At 71.5% G+C, this 19,268-nt stretch carries 18 protein-coding genes; 11 read left to right on the forward strand and 7 right to left on the reverse strand.

Annotation, left to right across the window (positions count from 1 at the left end; translation table 11 throughout):
- Positions 1–26: 26 nt before the first annotated feature.
- The 3 genes from ACIO1C_RS13595 to ACIO1C_RS13605 form a co-directional block, all read right to left on the reverse strand.
- Positions 27–593, reverse strand: a complete 567-nt coding sequence (locus ACIO1C_RS13595) for a hypothetical protein (protein WP_401862303.1) — start codon at positions 591–593, stop codon at positions 27–29.
- A gap of 89 nt (positions 594–682) precedes the next feature.
- A complete protein-coding gene (locus ACIO1C_RS13600) occupies positions 683–853 on the reverse strand; it encodes a hypothetical protein (protein ID WP_356431818.1) in 171 nt (56 codons plus the stop codon).
- A 152-nt stretch (positions 854–1,005) separates the two neighbouring features.
- Complete coding sequence (locus tag ACIO1C_RS13605) at positions 1,006–1,878, reverse strand: undecaprenyl-diphosphate phosphatase (RefSeq protein ID WP_401862306.1); 873 nt, start codon at positions 1,876–1,878, stop codon at positions 1,006–1,008.
- 439 nt (positions 1,879–2,317) lie between these two features.
- Here ACIO1C_RS13605 and ACIO1C_RS13610 point away from each other — a divergent pair, with 439 nt between their 5' ends.
- The 4 genes from ACIO1C_RS13610 (at position 2,318) to ACIO1C_RS13625 (ending at position 8,549) form a co-directional block, all read left to right on the forward strand.
- A complete protein-coding gene (locus ACIO1C_RS13610) occupies positions 2,318–4,216 on the forward strand; it encodes a methylmalonyl-CoA mutase family protein (RefSeq protein WP_401862308.1) in 1,899 nt (632 codons plus the stop codon).
- Entirely contained in the window at positions 4,216–6,414 is a 2,199-nt protein-coding gene (scpA, locus tag ACIO1C_RS13615) for a methylmalonyl-CoA mutase (RefSeq protein ID WP_401862311.1), read from the forward strand. Before ACIO1C_RS13610 ends, scpA begins: the two co-directional genes overlap by 1 nt.
- Before the next feature lie 4 nt (positions 6,415–6,418).
- Positions 6,419–7,417 (forward strand): methylmalonyl Co-A mutase-associated GTPase MeaB, encoded by a 999-nt coding sequence (meaB, locus tag ACIO1C_RS13620; protein WP_401862314.1) that lies wholly within the window; start codon positions 6,419–6,421, stop codon positions 7,415–7,417.
- 64 nt (positions 7,418–7,481) lie between these two features.
- The gene (locus ACIO1C_RS13625) at positions 7,482–8,549 is read left to right on the forward strand and encodes an enoyl-CoA hydratase/isomerase family protein (protein ID WP_401862317.1); all 1,068 of its coding nucleotides are present in this window, start codon (positions 7,482–7,484) and stop codon (positions 8,547–8,549) included.
- Positions 8,550–8,782: 233 nt separating this feature from the next.
- Here ACIO1C_RS13625 and ACIO1C_RS13630 read toward each other — a convergent pair whose 3' ends face one another.
- On the reverse strand, positions 8,783–9,493 hold the full coding sequence (locus ACIO1C_RS13630) for a TVP38/TMEM64 family protein (protein ID WP_401862320.1): 711 nt from the start codon (positions 9,491–9,493) through the stop codon (positions 8,783–8,785).
- A 156-nt stretch (positions 9,494–9,649) separates the two neighbouring features.
- Here ACIO1C_RS13630 and ACIO1C_RS13635 point away from each other — a divergent pair, with 156 nt between their 5' ends.
- From ACIO1C_RS13635 to ACIO1C_RS13650, 4 genes are all read left to right on the forward strand, one after another.
- Entirely contained in the window at positions 9,650–9,784 is a 135-nt protein-coding gene (locus ACIO1C_RS13635) for a hypothetical protein (RefSeq protein ID WP_272925702.1), read from the forward strand.
- A gap of 97 nt (positions 9,785–9,881) precedes the next feature.
- Positions 9,882–11,060 carry an elongation factor Tu gene (gene tuf / locus ACIO1C_RS13640; protein ID WP_401862323.1) on the forward strand — a complete coding sequence of 393 codons (1,179 nt, stop codon included), beginning with the start codon at positions 9,882–9,884 and terminating at the stop codon, positions 11,058–11,060.
- A gap of 233 nt (positions 11,061–11,293) precedes the next feature.
- Positions 11,294–12,145: a patatin-like phospholipase family protein gene (locus ACIO1C_RS13645; RefSeq protein WP_401862326.1), complete on the forward strand. Its 852-nt coding sequence runs from the start codon at positions 11,294–11,296 to the stop codon at positions 12,143–12,145.
- A 245-nt stretch (positions 12,146–12,390) separates the two neighbouring features.
- A complete protein-coding gene (locus tag ACIO1C_RS13650; protein WP_401862329.1) occupies positions 12,391–13,236 on the forward strand; it encodes a spermidine synthase in 846 nt (281 codons plus the stop codon).
- Here ACIO1C_RS13650 and ACIO1C_RS13655 read toward each other — a convergent pair.
- Together ACIO1C_RS13655 and ACIO1C_RS13660 are read right to left on the reverse strand one after the other, a co-directional pair.
- Entirely contained in the window at positions 13,198–14,529 is a 1,332-nt protein-coding gene (locus ACIO1C_RS13655) for an MFS transporter (protein ID WP_401862332.1), read from the reverse strand. The two genes, ACIO1C_RS13650 and ACIO1C_RS13655, sit on opposite strands and share 39 nt — an antisense overlap.
- A 71-nt stretch (positions 14,530–14,600) precedes the next feature.
- Entirely contained in the window at positions 14,601–15,770 is a 1,170-nt protein-coding gene (locus ACIO1C_RS13660) for a hypothetical protein (RefSeq protein ID WP_401862334.1), read from the reverse strand.
- Between the two features lie 94 nt (positions 15,771–15,864).
- Here ACIO1C_RS13660 and ACIO1C_RS13665 point away from each other — a divergent pair, with 94 nt between their 5' ends.
- Positions 15,865–16,317, forward strand: coding sequence for a DUF4442 domain-containing protein (locus ACIO1C_RS13665; protein ID WP_401862337.1), 453 nt, complete (start codon positions 15,865–15,867; stop codon positions 16,315–16,317).
- Positions 16,318–16,391: 74 nt separating this feature from the next.
- Positions 16,392–17,060: a DedA family protein gene (locus ACIO1C_RS13670; protein ID WP_401862340.1), complete on the forward strand. Its 669-nt coding sequence runs from the start codon at positions 16,392–16,394 to the stop codon at positions 17,058–17,060.
- Between the two features lie 173 nt (positions 17,061–17,233).
- On the opposite strand, the gene ACIO1C_RS13675 is transcribed toward ACIO1C_RS13670, so the two are convergent.
- Positions 17,234–17,776, reverse strand: a complete 543-nt coding sequence (locus ACIO1C_RS13675; RefSeq protein ID WP_401862343.1) for a gamma carbonic anhydrase family protein — start codon at positions 17,774–17,776, stop codon at positions 17,234–17,236.
- 167 nt (positions 17,777–17,943) lie between these two features.
- Here ACIO1C_RS13675 and ACIO1C_RS13680 point away from each other — a divergent pair, with 167 nt between their 5' ends.
- Entirely contained in the window at positions 17,944–19,170 is a 1,227-nt protein-coding gene (locus ACIO1C_RS13680; protein WP_401862345.1) for a cytochrome P450, read from the forward strand.
- The last annotated feature ends 98 nt before the right edge of the window (positions 19,171–19,268 follow it).

The following is a 19,268-nucleotide window of genomic DNA, read 5'->3' on the forward strand; positions in this document are numbered from 1 at the left end:
GACACGCCATCAGGCGTGCCGTTGCTTCAGGAAGGAGGTGTGTGGTCTGACGCCGTGTCGATCCAGCGGCTCACCGCGAGGGCGGCTTCGGGATCCGCCTGGGCCAGTCGGGTCGCGATCGCCGTGACCTCGTCGGCGGAGGGGCCGGATCCGCCCGGTCCGTCGAGGACACCTGCACGGGACAGCGCCCGCAGCAGTGTGTCTCCGGCCTCGCCGGGGTCGGCCGCCTCGGCTCGCTCGGCCGCGCGGCGGTCCGCCTCGCCGGCCAGGCCGCCCTGGACGAAGGCGTCGGTGTCGGGGTCGTATGTGCCGGCGTGGACCGCGAGCAGTGCCTCGATGCGTTCCCACTCCTCGAACTCGGCGAGGGTGCGGGCGTTGGACGGGTCGTCCGTGGCTTCTACCTCGCCGCCGTCGCCGCTCTCCTCGGGCAGTCGGCTGCGGGCGTCCTCCAGAGCGGCCGCGACCTCGTGGTGCGACATTCCCCGGGCCCTGCGGCGCACCGCGTGCCGGCCGGCTTTCTCCTCGGCGGCGGTGTCCGGTTCCCCGGCGTCAGGTTCCCCGGCATCGAGCTCTGCGGTGTCAGGAGTGGTCATCTGTCTTCTCAGTCTCCTCGGGCCATGTCCATATCCATGGGTGGACCTCGGGCCGCACGGCCGGCGCTGGGGGACGGGAGGGAAGGGGGCTAGGCGGCCCGGTTCACGTCGGGGCGGAGGGCGGCGGCCCATTCGAGCAGCAGCACTTCGTACGCCTCGGCAGGCCACGTCCCGTCGGCCGCGTCGACGAGCGCACGGATGCGCTCGTTGGCCGCGACGGCGCCGGACACCGCGGAAGCGGAAGGGGAAGAAGAGGACATACGACTAGCGTAGGCGCAGCCAGGGCGCGAAGTGACCGATCGGGGAGCGTCCTTGCTCACACTCGGATCCGGGGGGTTTTAACCCTCTTCTTACGGGGTGGCCCCCACAGCGATGTCCCCGCGGGGGCTCCGGCCGCGTGGGTTTTGGTCCGTCAGCCCGCCGACTCTCCCGCGTGCGGGCTCAGGGTGTCCGTGCCCACCAGGAAGAACAGCGCGATGCCGAGGAGGATCCGGTAGACGACGAACGGCATGAAGCTCTTCGTGGTGATGAACTTCATGAACCAGGCAATGACGACATATCCAACAATAAACGCGATGATCGTCGCGAAGATGGTGGGGCCCCAGGAGACGTGGCCCTCGGTCGCGTCCTTGAGTTCGAACACGCCGGACGCCAGCACCGCGGGGATCGCGAGCAGGAAGGAGTAACGGGCCGCCGCCTCGCGGGTGTAGCCCATCAGGAGGCCACCGCTGATCGTGGCGCCCGAGCGGGAGACGCCCGGAACCAGCGCCAGTGCCTGGCAGATGCCGAAGATCAGGCCGTCCCTGACTCCCAGGTCCTGGAGGGACTTGCGGACCTTGACGGCGCGGTGCTTGCCGCCGGCCTCGTCGCGGGCCGCCAGCCGGTCGGCGATGCCGAGGATGATGCCCATCACGATCAGTGTCGTGGCGATCAGCCGCAGATCGCGGAAGGGGCCCTCGATCTGGTCCTTGAACGTGATGCCCAGGACACCGATGGGGATCGAGCCCACGATGACCAGCCACCCCATCTGCGCGTCATGATCGGAGCGCAGCGCCTTGTTCGTCAGCGACCGGGACCATGCCGAGATGATCCTCGCGATGTCCTTGCGGAAGTAGATCAGCACGGCCGCTTCCGTGCCGATCTGCGTGATGGCCGTGAAGGCCGCGCCCGGGTCGTGCCAGCCGGCGAACGCCGCGGTGAGCCGCAGGTGCGCGCTGGAGGAGATGGGCAGGAACTCGGTCAGCCCCTGGACGAGTCCAAGGATGAAAGATTCGAACCAAGACATGAGGTACTACGCCATCCAAGGAATCATCGTGCACTGGCCGGCTGAACCACGGCGCAGTGGCGGAGCGGGAGCTGACGGGCGGTACGAGGATTGGATCATATGGACGGGCGGGCGGTCCTGGTCACGCTGACTCTTCGTTGACAGGGTGGACAGGGCTGACGGGACGGACACGGCGAAACACGGCGTTGTCGGGGGTCGGGGACCCGCGACGGTGACCTGCATCGGTGACGCCGATCCGAAACAAGTGGCGGCGATCACGTGTCGGTTCCGGTGCAGCCTAGCGTCCGCGTGCTAAGTGCCCGTGCGCGGGGGGAGCGAAGGGAGTGAGGAGTGGGAAACGCGAGGAGGAGCGGCTGTGCACTCCGGGGCGGACAAGGGAGTGCAACGTCACAGCGGTGCGCTCTGCTGCTCGTTCAGCGGGCTGTCATAGCATCTGAGCATGACGGTTCTGCCTGATGACGGGCTTTCCCTCGCCGCCGAGTTTCCCGACGCGACCCGCGAGGAGTGGCAGAGCCTGGTAGCGGGCGTCCTGCGCAAATCGGGCCGGGAGACGTCGGGTGCGGCGGCCGAGGAAGCGCTGTCCACACGGCTCCAGGACGGCCTGTCGACCTCCCCCCTCTATACCGCCGACGACGCTCCGGTGGCCGAGGGGTATCCGGGGTTCGCGCCGTTCACCCGGGGCAGCCGGGCCGAGGGGGCCGCCGTCGCCGGCTGGGACGTACGCCAGCGGCACGCCCGTACCGATCCGGCCCTGACGAACGAAGCGGTGCTGGCCGATCTGGAGAACGGGGTCACCTCGCTCTGGCTGTCCGTGGGATCCGCCGGGGTGCCGGTGTCCGCGCTCGGCACCGCGCTCGACGGCGTCTACCTCGACCTGGCGCCGGTCGCCCTTGACGCCGGGGACGAATTCGCCCCCGCCGCCCAGGAGTTGCTGCGGCTCCACCGGGAGCGCGAGGTGGCGCCGCATCAGGCGAAGGGCACGCTCGGCGCCGATCCGTACGGTCAACTCGCCCGTACGGGAGCGGAGTCGGCCGACGGGGTCGGGCAGGCGGCCGAACTCGCCGTGCTCTGCGCGCGGGAGTACCCCGGGCTGCGCGCCGTGTCCGTGGACGCGCTGCCCTACCACCAGGCCGGCGGGTCCGACGCCCAGGAGCTGGGCTGTTCGCTCGCCACCGGCGTGGCCTGGCTGCGGGACCTCACCGCGGCCGGACTCTCCGTCGAAGACGCCTGCGGACAGCTCGAATTCAGGTACGCGGCCACCGCCGACCAGTTCCTGACCATCGCCAAACTCCGTGCCGCACGCCGGCTCTGGGCCCGGGTGGCCGAGGTCGGCGGTGCCGGACCCGCCGCGCGGGCGCAGCGCCAGCACGCCGTGACCTCACCCGTGATGATGACCCGGAGGGACCCCTGGGTGAACATGCTGCGTACCACCGTCGCCTCGCTGGCGGCCGGGCTCGGCGGCGCCGACGCCGTGACCGTCCTGCCCTTCGACCACACGCTCGGACTGCCCGACGCGTTCGCCCGCAGGGTCGCCCGCAACACGTCCACGATCCTGCTGGAGGAGTCGCATCTGGGACGCGTGACCGACCCGGCGGGCGGGTCCTGGTACGTCGAGCGGCTCACCGACGACCTCGCGCGGGCCGCCTGGGCGTGGTTCCAGGAGATCGAGCGGGCCGGCGGACTGCGCGCGGCCCTGCACGGCGGACTGATCGGCGAACGGCTCGCGGCCACCTGGGAGGAACGCTCCGGCCGGCTGGCCCGGCGGCGCGAACCCATCACCGGCGTCAGTGAGTTCCCGCTGCTCGACCAGGCCCCGGTGGTACGCGAGCCCGCACCGGAAGCGCCGGCGCCCACCGCCCCCGGCGCGGCCGGGGGGCTTCCCGTCGTCCACCGCGACGAGGCGTTCGAGGCCCTGCGCGCCCGCTCGGACGCCCACCTCGCGGCCACCGGAGCCAGGCCGCGTGTTTTCCTGGCCGCGCTCGGCCCGGCCGCGGCCCACACCGCGCGGGCCTCGTTCGCCGCCGGGCTCTTCCAGGCCGGCGGGATCGAAGCCGTCCACGACCCGGTGTCCGTGGACGCGGACACAGCGGCCGGCGCGTTCACCCGCAGCGGGGCCGCCGTCGCCTGCATCTGCTCCAGCGACGCGCTGTACGCCGAGGGAGCGGCGCCTGTCGCACGGGCCTTCGTCTCGGCCGGTGCGCTCAGGGTGTTCCTCGCCGGGCGGCCCGGTGAGCAGGAGGAGACGTACCGACAGGCCGGAGTGGACCAGTTCGTCGTCGCGGGCGGCGACGCCGTCGCGGTCCTCGGCTCCGTACTCGACCGGATGGGAGTGGCGTGATGGGAATCCCCGACTTCTCGGAGATCGAACTCGGCCCCGGCGCCGCGACAGGCTCCGAGGACCAGTGGCGCGGGGCGGTGGAGGAACACACCGGCAAGGCCGCCGCCGAACTCGTCTGGCACACCCCCGAGGGCATCGCCGTCAAGCCGCTCTACACCGCGCGCGACACGGCGGGCCTCGACTTCCTGTCCACGTACCCGGGCATCGCGCCGTACCTGCGCGGGCCGTACCCGACGATGTACGTCAATCAGCCCTGGACCATCCGGCAGTACGCCGGGTTCTCCACCGCCGAGGAGTCCAACGCGTTCTACCGGCGCAACCTCGCGGCTGGGCAGAAGGGCCTGTCGGTCGCCTTCGACCTGCCGACCCACCGCGGCTACGACAGCGACCACCCGCGCGTGACCGGCGACGTCGGCATGGCGGGGGTGGCCATCGACTCGATCTACGACATGCGGCGGCTCTTCGACGGCATCCCGCTGGACCGGATGAGCGTGTCGATGACGATGAACGGCGCGGTGCTGCCCGTGCTCGCGCTGTACATCGTGGCCGCCGAGGAGCAGGGCGTACCGCCCGAGAAGCTGGCGGGGACCATCCAGAACGACATCCTCAAGGAGTTCATGGTCCGCAACACCTACATCTACCCGCCGACGCCGTCGATGCGGATCATCTCCGACATCTTCGCGTACACCTCGCGGAAGATGCCGCGCTACAACTCCATCTCCATCTCCGGCTACCACATCCAGGAAGCCGGCGCGACAGCCGACCTGGAGCTGGCGTACACCCTGGCCGACGGGGTGGAGTACCTACGGGCCGGGCTGGGCGCGGGACTTGACGTCGACGCCTTCGCACCGAGGCTCTCCTTCTTTTGGGCCATCGGCATGAACTTCTTCATGGAGATCGCCAAGTTGCGTGCGGCCAGGCTCCTCTGGGCCAGGCTGGTGAAGAAGTTCGACCCGCAGAACGCCAAGTCACTGTCGCTGCGCACCCATTCACAGACCTCCGGCTGGTCCCTGACCGCACAGGACGTCTTCAACAACGTCACCCGCACCTGCGTGGAGGCGATGGCGGCCACCCAGGGACACACCCAGTCCCTGCACACCAACGCGCTCGACGAGGCGCTCGCCCTGCCCACCGACTTCTCGGCGCGGATCGCCCGCAACACTCAGCTGCTCCTCCAGCAGGAGTCGGGCACCGGCCGGGTCATCGACCCCTGGGGCGGCAGCGCGTACGTCGAGAAGCTGACGTACGACCTCGCGCGGCGCGCCTGGCAGCACATCGAGGAGGTCGAGGCGGCGGGCGGCATGGCTCAGGCGATCGACGCGGGCATCCCCAAACTGCGGGTCGAGGAAGCGGCGGCCCGTACCCAGGCGCGGATCGACTCCGGGCGCCAGCCCGTCATCGGCGTCAACAAGTACCGGGTCGAGACCGACGAGAAGATCGACGTCCTCAAGGTCGACAACTCGTCCGTACGGGCCCAGCAGCTCGACAAGCTCCGCCGGCTGCGGGAGGAGCGCGACGACGGCGCCTGCCAGGACGCGCTGCGCGCCCTCACCGCGGCGGCCGAGTCCGGCCCCGGCCCCGGTCTTGAGGGAAACCTCCTCGCCCTCGCCGTGGACGCGGCCCGCGCGATGGCGACCGTCGGCGAGATCTCCGACGCCCTGGAGAAGGTCTACGGGCGGCACGCCGGACAGATCCGTACGATCTCCGGTGTGTACCGGAACGAGGCAGGCACCTCCCCGGCCGTCGAGCGCACCCGCGCCGCGGTCGAGGACTTCGAGCGCGCGGAAGGCCGCCGCCCGCGCATCCTGGTCGCCAAGATGGGCCAGGACGGGCATGACCGGGGGCAGAAGGTGATCGCCACGGCCTTCGCCGACCTGGGCTTCGACGTCGACGTCGGCCCGCTGTTCCAGACGCCCGGTGAGGTGGCGCGGCAGGCGGTGGAGGCCGATGTGCACATCGTCGGCGTCTCGTCGCTGGCCGCCGGGCACCTCACCCTCGTACCGGCGCTGCGCGAGCAGCTCGCCGCCGAGGGCCGTGAGGACATCATGATCGTCGTCGGCGGGGTCATCCCGCCGCAGGACATCGAGGAACTGCACCGCGCCGGGGCCGCCGCCGTCTTCCCGCCCGGCACCGTGATCCCCGACGCGGCGCTCGATCTGCTCAAGGCGCTCACCGCGGCGCTGGGCCACGAGGGGTGAGCGCGTGCCGCCACGGATCGACCTCGACAGCTACACCAAGGGTGTCCTGGACGGCTCGCGCGCGTACATCGCCCGGGCCATCACGCTGGTGGAGTCCACCCGCCCCGACCACCGGGCCCTCGCGCAGGGGCTGTTGACCGAGTTGCTGCCGTACGCGGGCAAGGCGCGCCGGATCGGGATCAGCGGGGTGCCCGGCGTGGGCAAGTCCACCTTCATCGACGCGCTGGGGACGATGCTCACCAGCCTCGGGCACCGGGTCGCGGTGCTGGCCGTGGACCCGTCCTCCAGCAGGACCGGCGGGTCCATTCTCGGCGACAAGACGCGGATGGAGCGCCTCGCGGTCGACCCCGCGGCCTTCGTCAGGCCCTCGCCGACCGCGGGCACGCTGGGGGGTGTGGCGAAGGCGACGCGCGAGACGATCGTGGTGATGGAGGCGGCCGGGTACGACGTGGTGCTGGTGGAGACCGTCGGAGTGGGCCAGTCCGAGACCACGGTCTCCCGCATGGTCGACTCCTTCCTGCTCCTCACCCTCGCGCGCACCGGCGACCAGCTCCAGGGCATCAAGAAGGGCGTCCTGGAACTGGCGGACGTCATCACCGTCAACAAGGCCGACGGTCCCCACGAACGCGACGCGCGCTCGGCCGCGCGTGAACTCGCGGGCGCGCTGCGGCTGATGCATCCCGTGGACGCGGCCTGGACGCCGCCGGTGCTCAGTTGCAGCGCCCGGGAGGGCACGGGGCTCGACGTGGTCTGGGACCGGCTGGAACAGCACCGCGCGGTCCTGGAGGCGGACGGCCGGCTGGAGCGCAAGCGCCGTGACCAGCAGGTCGACTGGACCTGGTCGATGGTCCGTGACCACCTCCTGGACCGGTTGCGTGAGCACCCGGAGGTGCGGGAGCTGGCGCCCGGACTGGAACAGCGGGTACGGGAAGGCACGTTGACCCCGACGCTGGCGGCCGACCGGATCATCGAGGCGCTGGGGCGGCCGGGCGCCGGCGCGTGACCGCCCCGGAAGAACGCGTGACCTCTCACCACGCGTGACCTCTCAAGAAGAAGGCGTACGGAACGTGGACGAACAGCATGTCCTGACTCCCCGTCAGGAGAGCGTCGGCCAGTTGACCCTCAACCGGCCGCGGGCCCTCAACGCGCTGACGCACGCGATGGTTTCGGCGATCTCCGACGCCCTTGCCGCGTGGGAGCGGGACGACCGGGTGCGTGCGGTGGTCATCTCCGGGGCCGGTGAGCGCGGGCTCTGCGCGGGCGGTGACATCCGGGCCATCTACGAGGACGCGCGGGCGGGCGGGGGCGCGTCGGCGGAGTTCTGGCGCGACGAGTACCGGCTCAACGCGTACATCGCCCGGTATCCGAAGCCGTACGTCGCCTTCATGGACGGCATCGTGATGGGCGGCGGGGTCGGGATATCCGCGCACGGCAGCGTACGGATCGTCACCGAGCGGTCGGCCGTCGCCATGCCGGAGACGGGCATTGGCCTGGTGCCGGACGTCGGTGGGACGTATCTGCTGTCGCGGGCGCCGGGGGAGCTCGGTACGCATCTGGCGCTCACGGGGGCGGTGGTGGGGGCGGCGGACGCGCTGCTGTGCGGGCTCGCGGACCATTTTGTGCGGGCGGAGCGGTGGGGTGCGCTGTCGGGCGCGCTCGCGGAGGGGGAGGGCGAGGGCGAGGAAGCGGTCCAGGACGTGGTGGCGCGGTACGCCGGGGTCGCGCCCGAGGGGCGGCTCGCGGCCGATCGCGTGTGGATCGACGGGTGTTACGCGGCCGACACGGTCGAGGAGATCGTCGACCGGTTGTACGGGCACGGGCATCCGGCGGCGAAGGAGGCGGCCGAGACGATCCTGACGCGGTCGCCCACCGCGCTCAAGGCGACGCTGGCGTCGTTGCGGGCGGCGCGGGCGCTGCCGACGCTGGAGCGGGTGCTGGAGCGGGAGTACCGGGCGTCGTGCGCGGCGCTCGGCACGGCGGATCTGGTGGAGGGGATTCGGGCGCAGGTCATCGACAAGGATCGGGCTCCGCGGTGGGCTCCCCGGGAGTTGTCCGGGGTGACGGACGCGGAGGTGGGGCGGTTCTTGGAGGTGCCGGTGGGTGGGGATCTCTGGGGGGATCGCGGGGCGCGGTGACGCGGTGGCGTTGCGGGGTTGCGCGGCCGGGGGCCACGCGTTGTCCTCAATCGCCGGGCGGGCTTGAACGTGTCCTCAATCGCCGGACCGGCTCGAAAGGTGTCCTCAAGCGCCGGACGGGCTGGATATGGCTGAGCGGGGTGGGATTGGTTCGGGAGGGGGTGGGTGTCCTCAAGCGCCGGACGGCTTGAAAGATGTCCTCAAGCGCCGGACGGGCTGGATGTGACGTGTCGTCAGGCGCCGCCGCCTCGCAGGGCGTCGCGTTTGCGCCACGCCACGATTGTTGCCGCCGCGCCCGTCAGCACGATGAAGCCCATCGCCACCAGGAAGATCGGTGACGTCGGTGAGGAGGCGCGGCTGCCCGCCACCACGTACGCCGCCGTGTTCGGGATCGAGCCGATGCCCGTCGCCAGCAGGAACGGGATCCACCCCATACGGGAGATCGCGGCGCAGTAGTTCGCCGCCGCGAACGGCACCCCCGGGAAGAGCCGTACCGCCAGCATCGACCGGAAGCCGTGCCGGCTCAACTGGCCGTCGGCCGCCTCCATCCAGCGCCCCCGCAGCAGCGGCCGCAATGCGTCCTGGCCGAGAAAACGGCCGAGACCGAACGCCAGTCCCGCGCCCAGCACCGTCCCCGCGAGCGCCGCCGGCAGCCCGAGCGCCGTACCGAACAGTGCCCCCGCCGCGAGGTTGAGCAGCGGGCGTGGGACAAACGCCACCGCGCACACGCCGTACGCCAGCGCGAACAGCACGACCGCCGCGCCGCCGGTGAGCCGGGCGGGCCAGCCCTCCGACAGGAGTCTCTGCGGTTCGTACACCAGCACGAGCGACCCGGCGGCGCCCAGCACCGCCACAAGGAGAGCGAACCGCGACCAGGGCGAGCGCAACGCCCTGGAGCAGCGGACAGCGATGCCCGGCGCAGGCCGGGTGGCGGTGTCGAGCATCCCGGGAGACTAGCCGACGAACAGGTGTGATCGCCGCACCAGGGACGGGCGAGGGGTGCGATGTGAGCAGTCAGACGCGCTTGCCGCCGCTGCCGGGCGCCCTGCCCGCGCGTAAAACCATTCGACGTCGCGGCAGTCGTGGACGACCATCGAGACATGTTCCGGTACGCCTTCCTCGCAGCGCCGTCCGCAGTCGCGGACGCGCCGAAGGCTGCCGCGTTCCTCGCGGCTGACGCGGCGGCAGCAGCCGCTGTCGCCGCCGCGGCGCCCGTCGACGGCGCCCGAAGCTGACCCTTCCCGGATCGTCCGGCGGACCCCGCAGGGGGAGGGTCGGCGAGTCCAGGGGGTCCCTCTCACGCTTCGAGTTCCTTGAAGGGACCGGACCATCATGTCCAAGACGGCATACGTACGCACCAAGCCGCATCTGAACATCGGCACCATGGGCCACGTCGACCACGGCAAGACCACCCTCACCGCCGCCATCACCAAAGTCCTCAGCGACCGCGGGACCGGCACTTTTGTCCCCTTCGACCGGATCGACCGGGCGCCGGAGGAGGCGGCGCGGGGGATCACCATCAACATCGCGCACGTCGAGTACGAGACCGACACCCGCCACTACGCGCACGTCGACATGCCGGGTCACGCGGACTACATCAAGAACATGGTCACCGGGGCCGCCCAGCTCGACGGGGCGATCCTCGTCGTCTCCGCGCTCGACGGGATCATGCCGCAGACCGCCGAGCACGTCCTGCTCGCCCGCCAGGTCGGCGTCGACCACATCGTCGTCGCCCTCAACAAGGCCGACGCGGGCGACGACGAGCTCACGGACCTGGTCGAGCTGGAGGTGCGCGAGCTGCTCACCTCGCAGGGGTACGGCGGGGACACGACGCCCGTCGTCCGGGTGTCGGGTCTGCGCGCGCTGGAGGGCGACCCGCGCTGGACGGGGTCGATCGAGGCGCTGCTCGACGCGGTCGACACGTATGTGCCGCTTCCTGTCAGGTACACGGACGCGCCGTTCCTGCTCCCGGTGGAGAACGTCCTCACCATCACCGGGCGCGGGACGGTCGTGACCGGCGCGATCGAGCGCGGCACCGTGCGCGTGGGCGACAAGGTGGAGGTCCTGGGTGCCGACCTGGGGCCGCAGGCCAGTACCGTCACCGGCCTGGAGACCTTCGGCAAGCCGATGGAGTCCGCCGAGGCCGGGGACAACGTCGCGCTGCTCCTGCGCGGGATGCCACGCGACGCGATCCGCCGCGGGCACGTGGTGGCGGCGCCGGACACGGTGGCGCCGAGCCGGCGCTTCACCGCGCGGGTGTACGTGCTCTCCGCGCGGGAGGGCGGCCGTACGACTCCGGTGTCCACCGGGTACCGGCCGCAGTTCTACATCCGTACGGCCGACGTGGTCGGCGACGTGGACCTGGGCGACATCGGCGTCGCGCGCCCCGGCGACACGGTCACCATGACCGTGGAGCTGGGCCGTGACATCCCGCTGGAGCCGGGGCTCGGCTTCGCGATCCGGGAGGGGGGCCGCACGGTCGGGGCGGGGACGGTGACGTCGCTGCTCTAGGGGGGGTGCGCGGGCGCGTTTTGCCTGGTTGAGGCGTTGGGTCCGGCTCCTGTGTTCGTACGGGAGCCGGGTCCGGCGTACGGCGGGATACGGGTCCGGTGTACGGCGGAAGCCGGGTCCGGCGTACGGGGCGGGATACGGGTCCGGCGTACGGCGGGAGCCGTGTTCCGCCTTCGTGCGCGACACTTCCTTCTGGGCCCGGTGGTGGGTCCGGTGCGGGAGAGGCGGCAATCATGACGCGTACGGCCCTGGTCCTCGGCGGCGGCGGGGTCACCGGTGTCGCCTGGACGATCGGTGTCCTGCACGGTCTCCGCGTCGCCGGCACGGACCTGACCACGGCGGATCTGATCATCGGCACGTCGGCGGGCTCGGTGGTCGGCGCGCAGATCGCCGCCGGGACGCATGACGTCGAGGCGCTGTACGAGCGGCAGCTGACTCCGCCCGGGGACGAGCGGCCGGCGCGGCTGGGCGCGGCGGTCCTGTTCCGTTACGCCCGCGCGATGCTCGTCTCCCGTACCCCGGAGGCGTACGGGCAGAGGATCGGCCGGTACGCGCTGGCCGCCGCGACGGAGCCCGAGGCGGAACGCCGGGCCGTGATCGCCTCGCGGATCCTCGTCGACACCTGGCCGGAGCGGGCGTTCGCCGTCACCGCCGTGGACGCGCTCACCGGGGAGCTTCGGGTCTTCGACCGGGAGAGCGGGGTGCCGGTGGTGGACGCGGTGGCCGCGAGCTGCGCGGTGCCGGGGGTGTGGCCGCCGGTGACCATCGAGGGGCGCAAGTGGATCGACGGCGGGATGCACTCGCCCGCCAACGCGCAGCTGGCCGCCGGGTACGACCGGGTGGTCGTGATCGCGCCCGTGGGGTCCGGGAGCGGGGTCATCGCGGGGCCGCAGAGCCAGGCGGCGGCGCTGGTCGCGGGGGGTGCGCGGGTGGAGGTCATCACGCCGGGGGCGGCGGCGAAGAAGGCGATCGGGCACAACGTGTTGGATCCGGGGCGGCGGGGTGGGGCTGCGCGGGCGGGGTTGGCTCAGGCGGTGGGGGTTGCGGGGGTGGTGTCGGCGGTGTGGGCGGAGCGGTCTCCTTGACCGGGGCGCGTCTGGCTGGCTGGACGGGTTGTCCTCAATCGCCGGACGGGCTTGAAGGGTGTCCTCAAGCGCCGGACGGGCTGGGTTTGGCCGGGCGGGGTGGGTTGGGTGCGGGTTGGGGGTGGGTGTCCTCAAGCGCCGGACGGGCTTGAAAGGTGTCCTCAAGCGCCGGACGGGCTGGATGTGGCTGGACGGGTGGGGGGCTCGGAGGGCTCGGGGTGGGGTGGGGCGCGCACAATAGGGGGGTGAGTGAGTCGATTCCCGTTGTGCGGGTTGTGGATCATGGGACCGCCAAGTTGATGCCCGACGTCGATCGGGAGCGGGCCTGGTTGTTGACCGTTGACGGGGCGCCCCAGTCGTACGTCGATCTCGACGAGCCCACCCACCTGGAGTTCGAGTACACACGCCGTCTCGCCCACGTCGTCGACTCCGTGGCGCCTCCCGGCGCGCCGCTCGCCGTGCTGCATCTCGGTGGTGGCGGGCTCACGCTGCCCCGCTACGTGGCCGTCACCCGGCCGGACTCGCCCCAGCACGTCGTGGAGGCCGACGCCGGGCTGCTGGCGCTGGTGGCCGAGCGGCTGCCGATACCCGCCGGCGTGGGCATCTCCGTGCACCACGCGGACGCCCGCCGCTGGCTCGGGCAGGCGGAGGGCCGCTCCGCGGACGTCGTCGTCGCCGACGTCTTCGGCGGCTCGCGGGTCCCCGCGCACCTCACCTCCGTCGAGTACGCCCGCGAGGCCGAGCGGGTCCTCCGTACCGACGGGATCTACCTCGCCAACCTCGCCGACGGCGCGCCCTTCGACTTCCTCCGCTCCCAACTGGCCACCTTCGCCGCGGTCTTCGAGGAGCTGGCGCTGATCGCGGAGCCCGGTGTCCTGCGCGGGCGCCGGTTCGGCAACGCCGTGCTCGTCGCCTCGCACTCCGCCATCGACACGGCGGCGCTCGCCCGGCGCACCGCCTCCGACGCCTTCCCCGCCCGCGTCGAGCACGGGTCGTCCCTGGTGAGATTCACCGGGGACGCCATGGCGGTACGGGACGCCGGCGCCGTCCCCTCACCCCGCCCGCCCGACGGTGCCTTCAGCATCGGATGAGGGGGCGAGTGGCGTGGAGGAGGGTGTGGGGGACGCCGTCACCCTTGTGGTACGGCGGCTCAGGCGGCGTACGTCCGGGACCGTCAGCACCGCCGCCGTCAGCAGGACCACCAGCGCCGAGCAGCCCCACAGCGCCGCGTCCCGACCGAACGCCTCCTCCGCCGGGCCCGTGAGCGCCGTGGCCACCGGCACCATGCCGATCGAGCCCAGCCAGTCGTAGGCGGCGACCCGGGAGAGCTTGTCCTCCGGGATCTCCTGGTGCAGCGCCGTCATCCACGAGACGCCGAACACCTCGATGGAAGCGCCCGTCAGGAACAGCACCGCCGCCAGGGGCAGGACCGGCAGAGGCACCGCCAGCGCCGCCGACGGCAGGGCCAGCGGGAAGACGCAGAGCGTGCCCGCGAGCAGCAGCCGTCGGGGGCGCCAGCGCATCATCACCAGCGCGCCGGTGACGGTGCCCGCGCCGAAGGCGGCGAGCGCCAGGCCCCATGGACCCGCGCCGCCCAGTTCCTCCTCGGCGACCAGCGGTCCGTACACCCCCTCGGCCGCCACCACCACGGCGTTGACCACCGCGAACTGCACGACGATCGACCAGAGCCAGGACCGTTGCGAGAACTCCCGCCAGCCTTCCCGCAGATCGGAGATCATGCCGCCGCCCGGCTTCCGCACCGGGACGTGGCTGACGTCGAGAAAGGCCCGGAGCGAGGCGGCCACCAGGAACGCGGCCGCGTCCACGGCCAGGACCCAGCCGGGGCCGAACACCGCGATCAGCGCCCCGCCCAGGGCCGCGCCGCCGATGCCGGCGCCGTGCACGGCCATCCGGTAGAGCGCGAAGGCGCGGCCGGCCTGTTCGCCCGTGACGCTGGACAACAGCATGCCCTCGGACGCCGGGGAGAAGAAGGCGTGCCCGGTCCCGCCGAGGGCCGCCAGGAACATCATCTGCCACAGCCGCGGTTCGCCCACGAGCACCAGCAGCGCGAAGGCCCCCTGCGAGAGGCAGTTGAGGGTGTTGGCGGCGACCATCACCCGGTGCCGTGGCAGCCGGTCCGCCAGGGCGCCGCCCACGAGCAGGAACAGCACGAGCGGTATGGTGCGCGCCGCGGCCACGAGCCCGACGTCCCCGCCGTCGCCCCCCATCTGGAGCACCGCGAACGCCGACGCGATCAGGGCCCCTTGGCTGCCCAGATTGGTGACGAACGCGGCGGTCGTCAGCAGGGTGTAGTTGCGGCCGGCCCAGTCGGGGCGGCGCGGGGGGCGGGTTCGGCGGCCCGGGGCGCCTGCGCATGCACTCACCCCAGGACTATCCCCGCGGGCGGACCCCGTGCCAACCGACTATCCGGCCGCCCCGCGCTTCCGCTGTCCGGTCAGGAGGTGCCCGCCAGCCGTACCGTGCCCATGATCTTCTTCAGGGTCTCGTCCGGCACCTCGTCCGCCACCCCCTTGGCGGCGAACGCCACCCAGCTCGCGTACTCACCCTGGGAGTTGACGAACGAGAAGGCGATCGCCTTGCCGTCGGTCTCGCACTTGGCCTTCTTGGTGACGCCCGTGGTGGTCGAGATCGAGTAACTGCCCTCCAGCCCGGACGTGGTGGTGAACGGCGCGCCCTTGCTGGTCTTCAGGATGGTCTTGAGCTTCGCCTCCGGCTCCTTCTGGGCGTAGGCGGCCCAGACCAGGTTACTCGCCTGGATCTCCGCCGAAGACGGCGTGTCCTTCGCGCCCCTCGCGCCCTTGGTGCCCGTCCCGACCAGGCTGCTGTCCTCGGTCTCGCCGTCCTTGTCGGTGTCCTGCGAGCACCACTTGGACTTGTAGAAGGCGGGGGCGGAGAAGGAGAAGATGGGCGAGCCGTCCCCCTTCTTCTCGTCCTCGAAGAACGTGGCGATGGTGGGCTTCTCCACCTCCCAGTCCGCCGGAACGTCGAACTGGGTCCCGTACTTGGGGTTGCTGACGACCTTCCAGCCCGCGATCTGCGGCTTGGCCGCGGCGGCCCCGTCGCGGGGATTGGCCGCGGGGCCGGACGTGCTCGGCTTCGCGGACACCGAGGGCTTCTTGTCGTCGGCCCTGGTGTCCTTGGCGCTGTCGTCCTTCCCGCCGAGCACGAGGAATCCGGTGACGCCCGCCGCCACGACCACGGCCAGGGCCGCGAGGATCGCGACCACCGTCGTCTTGTTCCGGCCGCCCGACGGACCGGGGCCGCCCGGTCCCGCCTGCCCCGGTCCCGCCTGCTCCGGCCCCGGCCCCGGCTGCCCCGGCACCGCGTACTGCGGCACGGTCGGCTGCTGGTACGGGTTCGGGGCGGCCGGCTGGCCGGGCTGCTGCGGATACCCGGGCTGCTGGGGGTGTCCGGGTGGAGGCGGATAGCCGGGCTGCTGCTGGTAGCCGGGCTGCTGATACGGATTCGGCTGTGCGTATCCCGGTTGTCCCGGTTGACCTGCTTGCTGGTATCCCGGTTGCTGGTACCCCGGCTGCTGGTACGGGTTGGGATTCTGGTCCTGCGGGTTCTGCTCGCCCCCGGGCGGCTGCTGTCCTGGCCACATGGCGAGTAACGATAGAGGGGCCGTACCCCGGCTGCCACGGCTGCCCCGTCAGGGTATGGCCAAGCCGTACTACTCATGAGTAACATATCGTCGTATGAGCGCTGATCAGATGTCCGTCGGTGAACTGCTCACCGCCACCGTGCCCATGGCCAGGACCCTGGAGCTGGAGTTCGTCGAGACCACTCCCGAGCGGGCCGTGGTCCGGCTGCCCGACCGCCCCGAGTATCACAACCACGTCGGCGGCCCGCACGCCGGAGCGATGTTCACACTGGCCGAGTCCGCCAGCGGCGCGATCGTGATCGCCGCGTTCGGCGACCAGCTCCACCGCGCCGTACCGCTCGCCGTGAACGCGGCGATCAGCTACCGGAAGCTCGCCATGGGGGTCGTCACGGCGACCGCGTCGCTCGGGCGCCCGGTGGCGGACGTCGTCGCCCAGCTGGACGCGGGGGAGCGCCCCGAGTTTTCCGTCACCGTCGACCTCACCCGCGCGGACGGGGCGGTGACCGCCGAGATGACCGTCGTCTGGACGCTGCGTCCGAACGCCTGACTGTCCCCGGTCACCAGGTAGGCTTCCCGCCGTACAGCCGCAGCAGGTTTACGGGTATACGGGAGGAACCGGCGTTGCACGTCCAGGAGTGGCTCGAGACCGTGCCTGCGGTCAGTATCTATCTCCTGGTGGGGCTGGTGATCGGGCTCGAAAGCCTCGGCATCCCGCTGCCCGGTGAGATCGTCCTCGTCAGTGCGGCGCTGCTGGCGTCCCAGCACGGTGACATCAACCCGTACATCCTCGGTGCGTGCGCCTGCGCCGGCGCGATCATCGGGGACTCGATCGGTTACGCCATCGGGCGCAGGGGCGGCAGGCCGCTGCTCGCCTGGCTGGGCGGCAAGTTCCCCAAGCACTTCGGCGAGGCCCAGATCTCCATGGCGGAACGGTCCTTCGAGAAGTGGGGCATGTGGGCGGTCTTCTTCGGCCGTTTTGTGGCGCTGCTGCGGATCTTCGCGGGGCCGCTGGCGGGGGTGCTGCACATGCCGTACTGGAAGTTCTTGATCGCGAATGTCTTCGGCGGGATCGTGTGGGCCGGGGGGACGACGGCGGTCATCTACACGGTGGGTGTGGTGGCCGAGCCGTGGCTCAAGCGGTTCTCCTGGGTGGGATTGGCGCTGGCGGTGTTGATCGGGGTGGGGTCGATGCTGGTGTTGCGGAATCGGGCGAAGAAGTCCGCGGCTGCCGCGTCTGGCGCGGCTGGGGTGGAGTCGGGTGCGCCGGAGGCCGTGCGGGCCGGGGAGTAGGCGGGGCCGTCCGCCGGGACGGGGTGTCCTCAATCGCCGGACGGGCTGGATGTGCCCGGTGGGCATGTGCGGGACGTGACCGTTGCGGTCACCGTTGTCCTCAATCGCCGGACGGGCTTGAAAGTGCCCTGGTGGGGCTGTGCGGGCCGTGACCTGAGCGGTCACTGTTGTCCTCAATCGCCGGACGGGCTTGAAAGTGCCTCCCGGTGGGTTTTTGACAGGTCCGAGTAGACCGCCGCGTTCAGCTTGATGCCCTCCTTTTCCTCCTCCGTCAGCTGTCGGCGCACCTTCGCCGGTACCCCCGCGACCATCGAGCCCGGCGGGACGCGCATTCCCTGGGGTACGAGCGCCTGCGCCGCGACCAGGGAGCCCGCGCCGATGTGCGCGCCGTTCAGCACCGTCGCGCCCATGCCGATCAGTACGTCGTCCTCGACGACACACCCGTGCAGCACCGCGTTGTGGCCCACCGACACCCGCGCGCCGACGGACAGCGGCGACCCCGGGTCCGAGTGCAGGGTGCAGTTGTCCTGGATGTTGCAGTCCGCGCCGAGCAGGATCGGGCCGCAGTCGGCCCGCAGCACCGTGTGGTACCAGACGCTGGCACCCGCCGCCACGGTCACCTCGCCCACCACCACGCAGGTCGGCGCGAGGAAGGCGTCCGGGTCGATCCGGGGGTCCTTGCCGGCCAGCCCCGCGATCAGTGCCCTGTGCGTCATGCCGTCTCTCCCCGTCTCTCCTCCGGTATTCATACGAACCGTAGGCGACCCTCGCCGGCCCTCCGGCACCAGGTCGCTCCGCACTCGGGGTGTCTCTTCTGACGGCTCATCAATAAACTGGGCGGGCAGGGATGTTCCGATCGTGTGGGTCGATCCGAGGGAGCTCCATGGCCACCGCACAGCAGATCCCCGACATTCTCTCCGCCGAGTTCGCCGCCGATCCCTACCCGGCCTACCGCGCCATGCGCGAGCACGCGCCCCTCATCTGGCACGAGGCCACCCGCAGCTGGATCATCTCGCGGTACGACGACGTGGAACGGGCCTTCAAGGACCGTGAGTCGGTGTTCACCACCGAGAACTACGACTGGCAGATCGCGCCCGTGCACGGGAAGACGATCCTCCAGCTCAGCGGGCGGGAGCACGCCGTACGCCGGGCGCTCGTCGCACCCGCCTTCCGCGGCGGCGACCTCCAGCGGAAGTTCCTGCCGGTCATCGACCGCAACGCCCGCGAGCTGATCGACACCTTCCGGCACACCGGTACCGTCGACCTGGTCGAGGCCTTCGCCACCCGCTTCCCCGTCAACGTCATCGTGGACATGCTGGGCCTGGACAAGTCCGACCACGCACGTTTCCACACCTGGTACACCGCCGTCATCGCCTTCCTCGGCAACCTCTCCGGCGACCCGCAGGTCATGGCGGACGGGGAGCGGACCCGGGTCGAGTTCGCCGAGTACATGATCCCGATCATCCACGCCCGGCGGGAGAACCTGGGTGACGACCTCCTCTCCACCCTCTGCGCGGCCGAGGTCGACGGCGTACGGATGAGCGACGAGGACATCAAGTCCTTCTGCAGCCTGCTGCTCGCCGCCGGCGGCGAGACCACCGACAAGGCGATCGCCTCGCTCTTCGCGAACCTGCTGCTCCACCCCGAACAGCTCGCGGCCGTGCGGGAGGACAGGAGCCTGATCCCCCGGGCCTTCGCCGAGACGCTCCGGTTCACCCCGCCGGTCCACATGATCATGCGGCAGACCGCCGTGGACGTCGAGGTGAGCGGCGGCACGATACCGTCGGGCGCCACGGTCACCTGCCTGATCGGCGCGGCCAACCGGGACAGCTCCCGCTACGCGGAGCCCGACACCTTCGACATCTTCCGGGACGACCTGACCACGACCACCGCGTTCTCCGCCGCCGCCGACCACCTGGCGTTCGCGCTCGGTAGGCACTTCTGCGTCGGCGCCCTGCTGGCCAAGGCGGAGATCGAGGCCGGGGTCGGCCAACTGCTGGACGCCATGCCGGACGTCCGTCTCGCCGACGGCTTCGACCCGGTGGAGCAGGGCGTGTTCACCCGGGGACCCCGGTCCCTGCCGGTGGTGTTCACCCCCGCCCCCGCGTGACACCGGACGGCCCTCGCGTGACACCGGACGGTCGCCGCGTGACACCGGACGGTCGCCGCGTGGCCTCCGACCGTACGACCGGCCCGGGATCCGCCGTC

The organism is Streptomyces sp. NPDC087420 (assembly GCF_044744165.1).
In the GTDB taxonomy this organism is placed as follows: domain Bacteria; phylum Actinomycetota; class Actinomycetes; order Streptomycetales; family Streptomycetaceae; genus Streptomyces.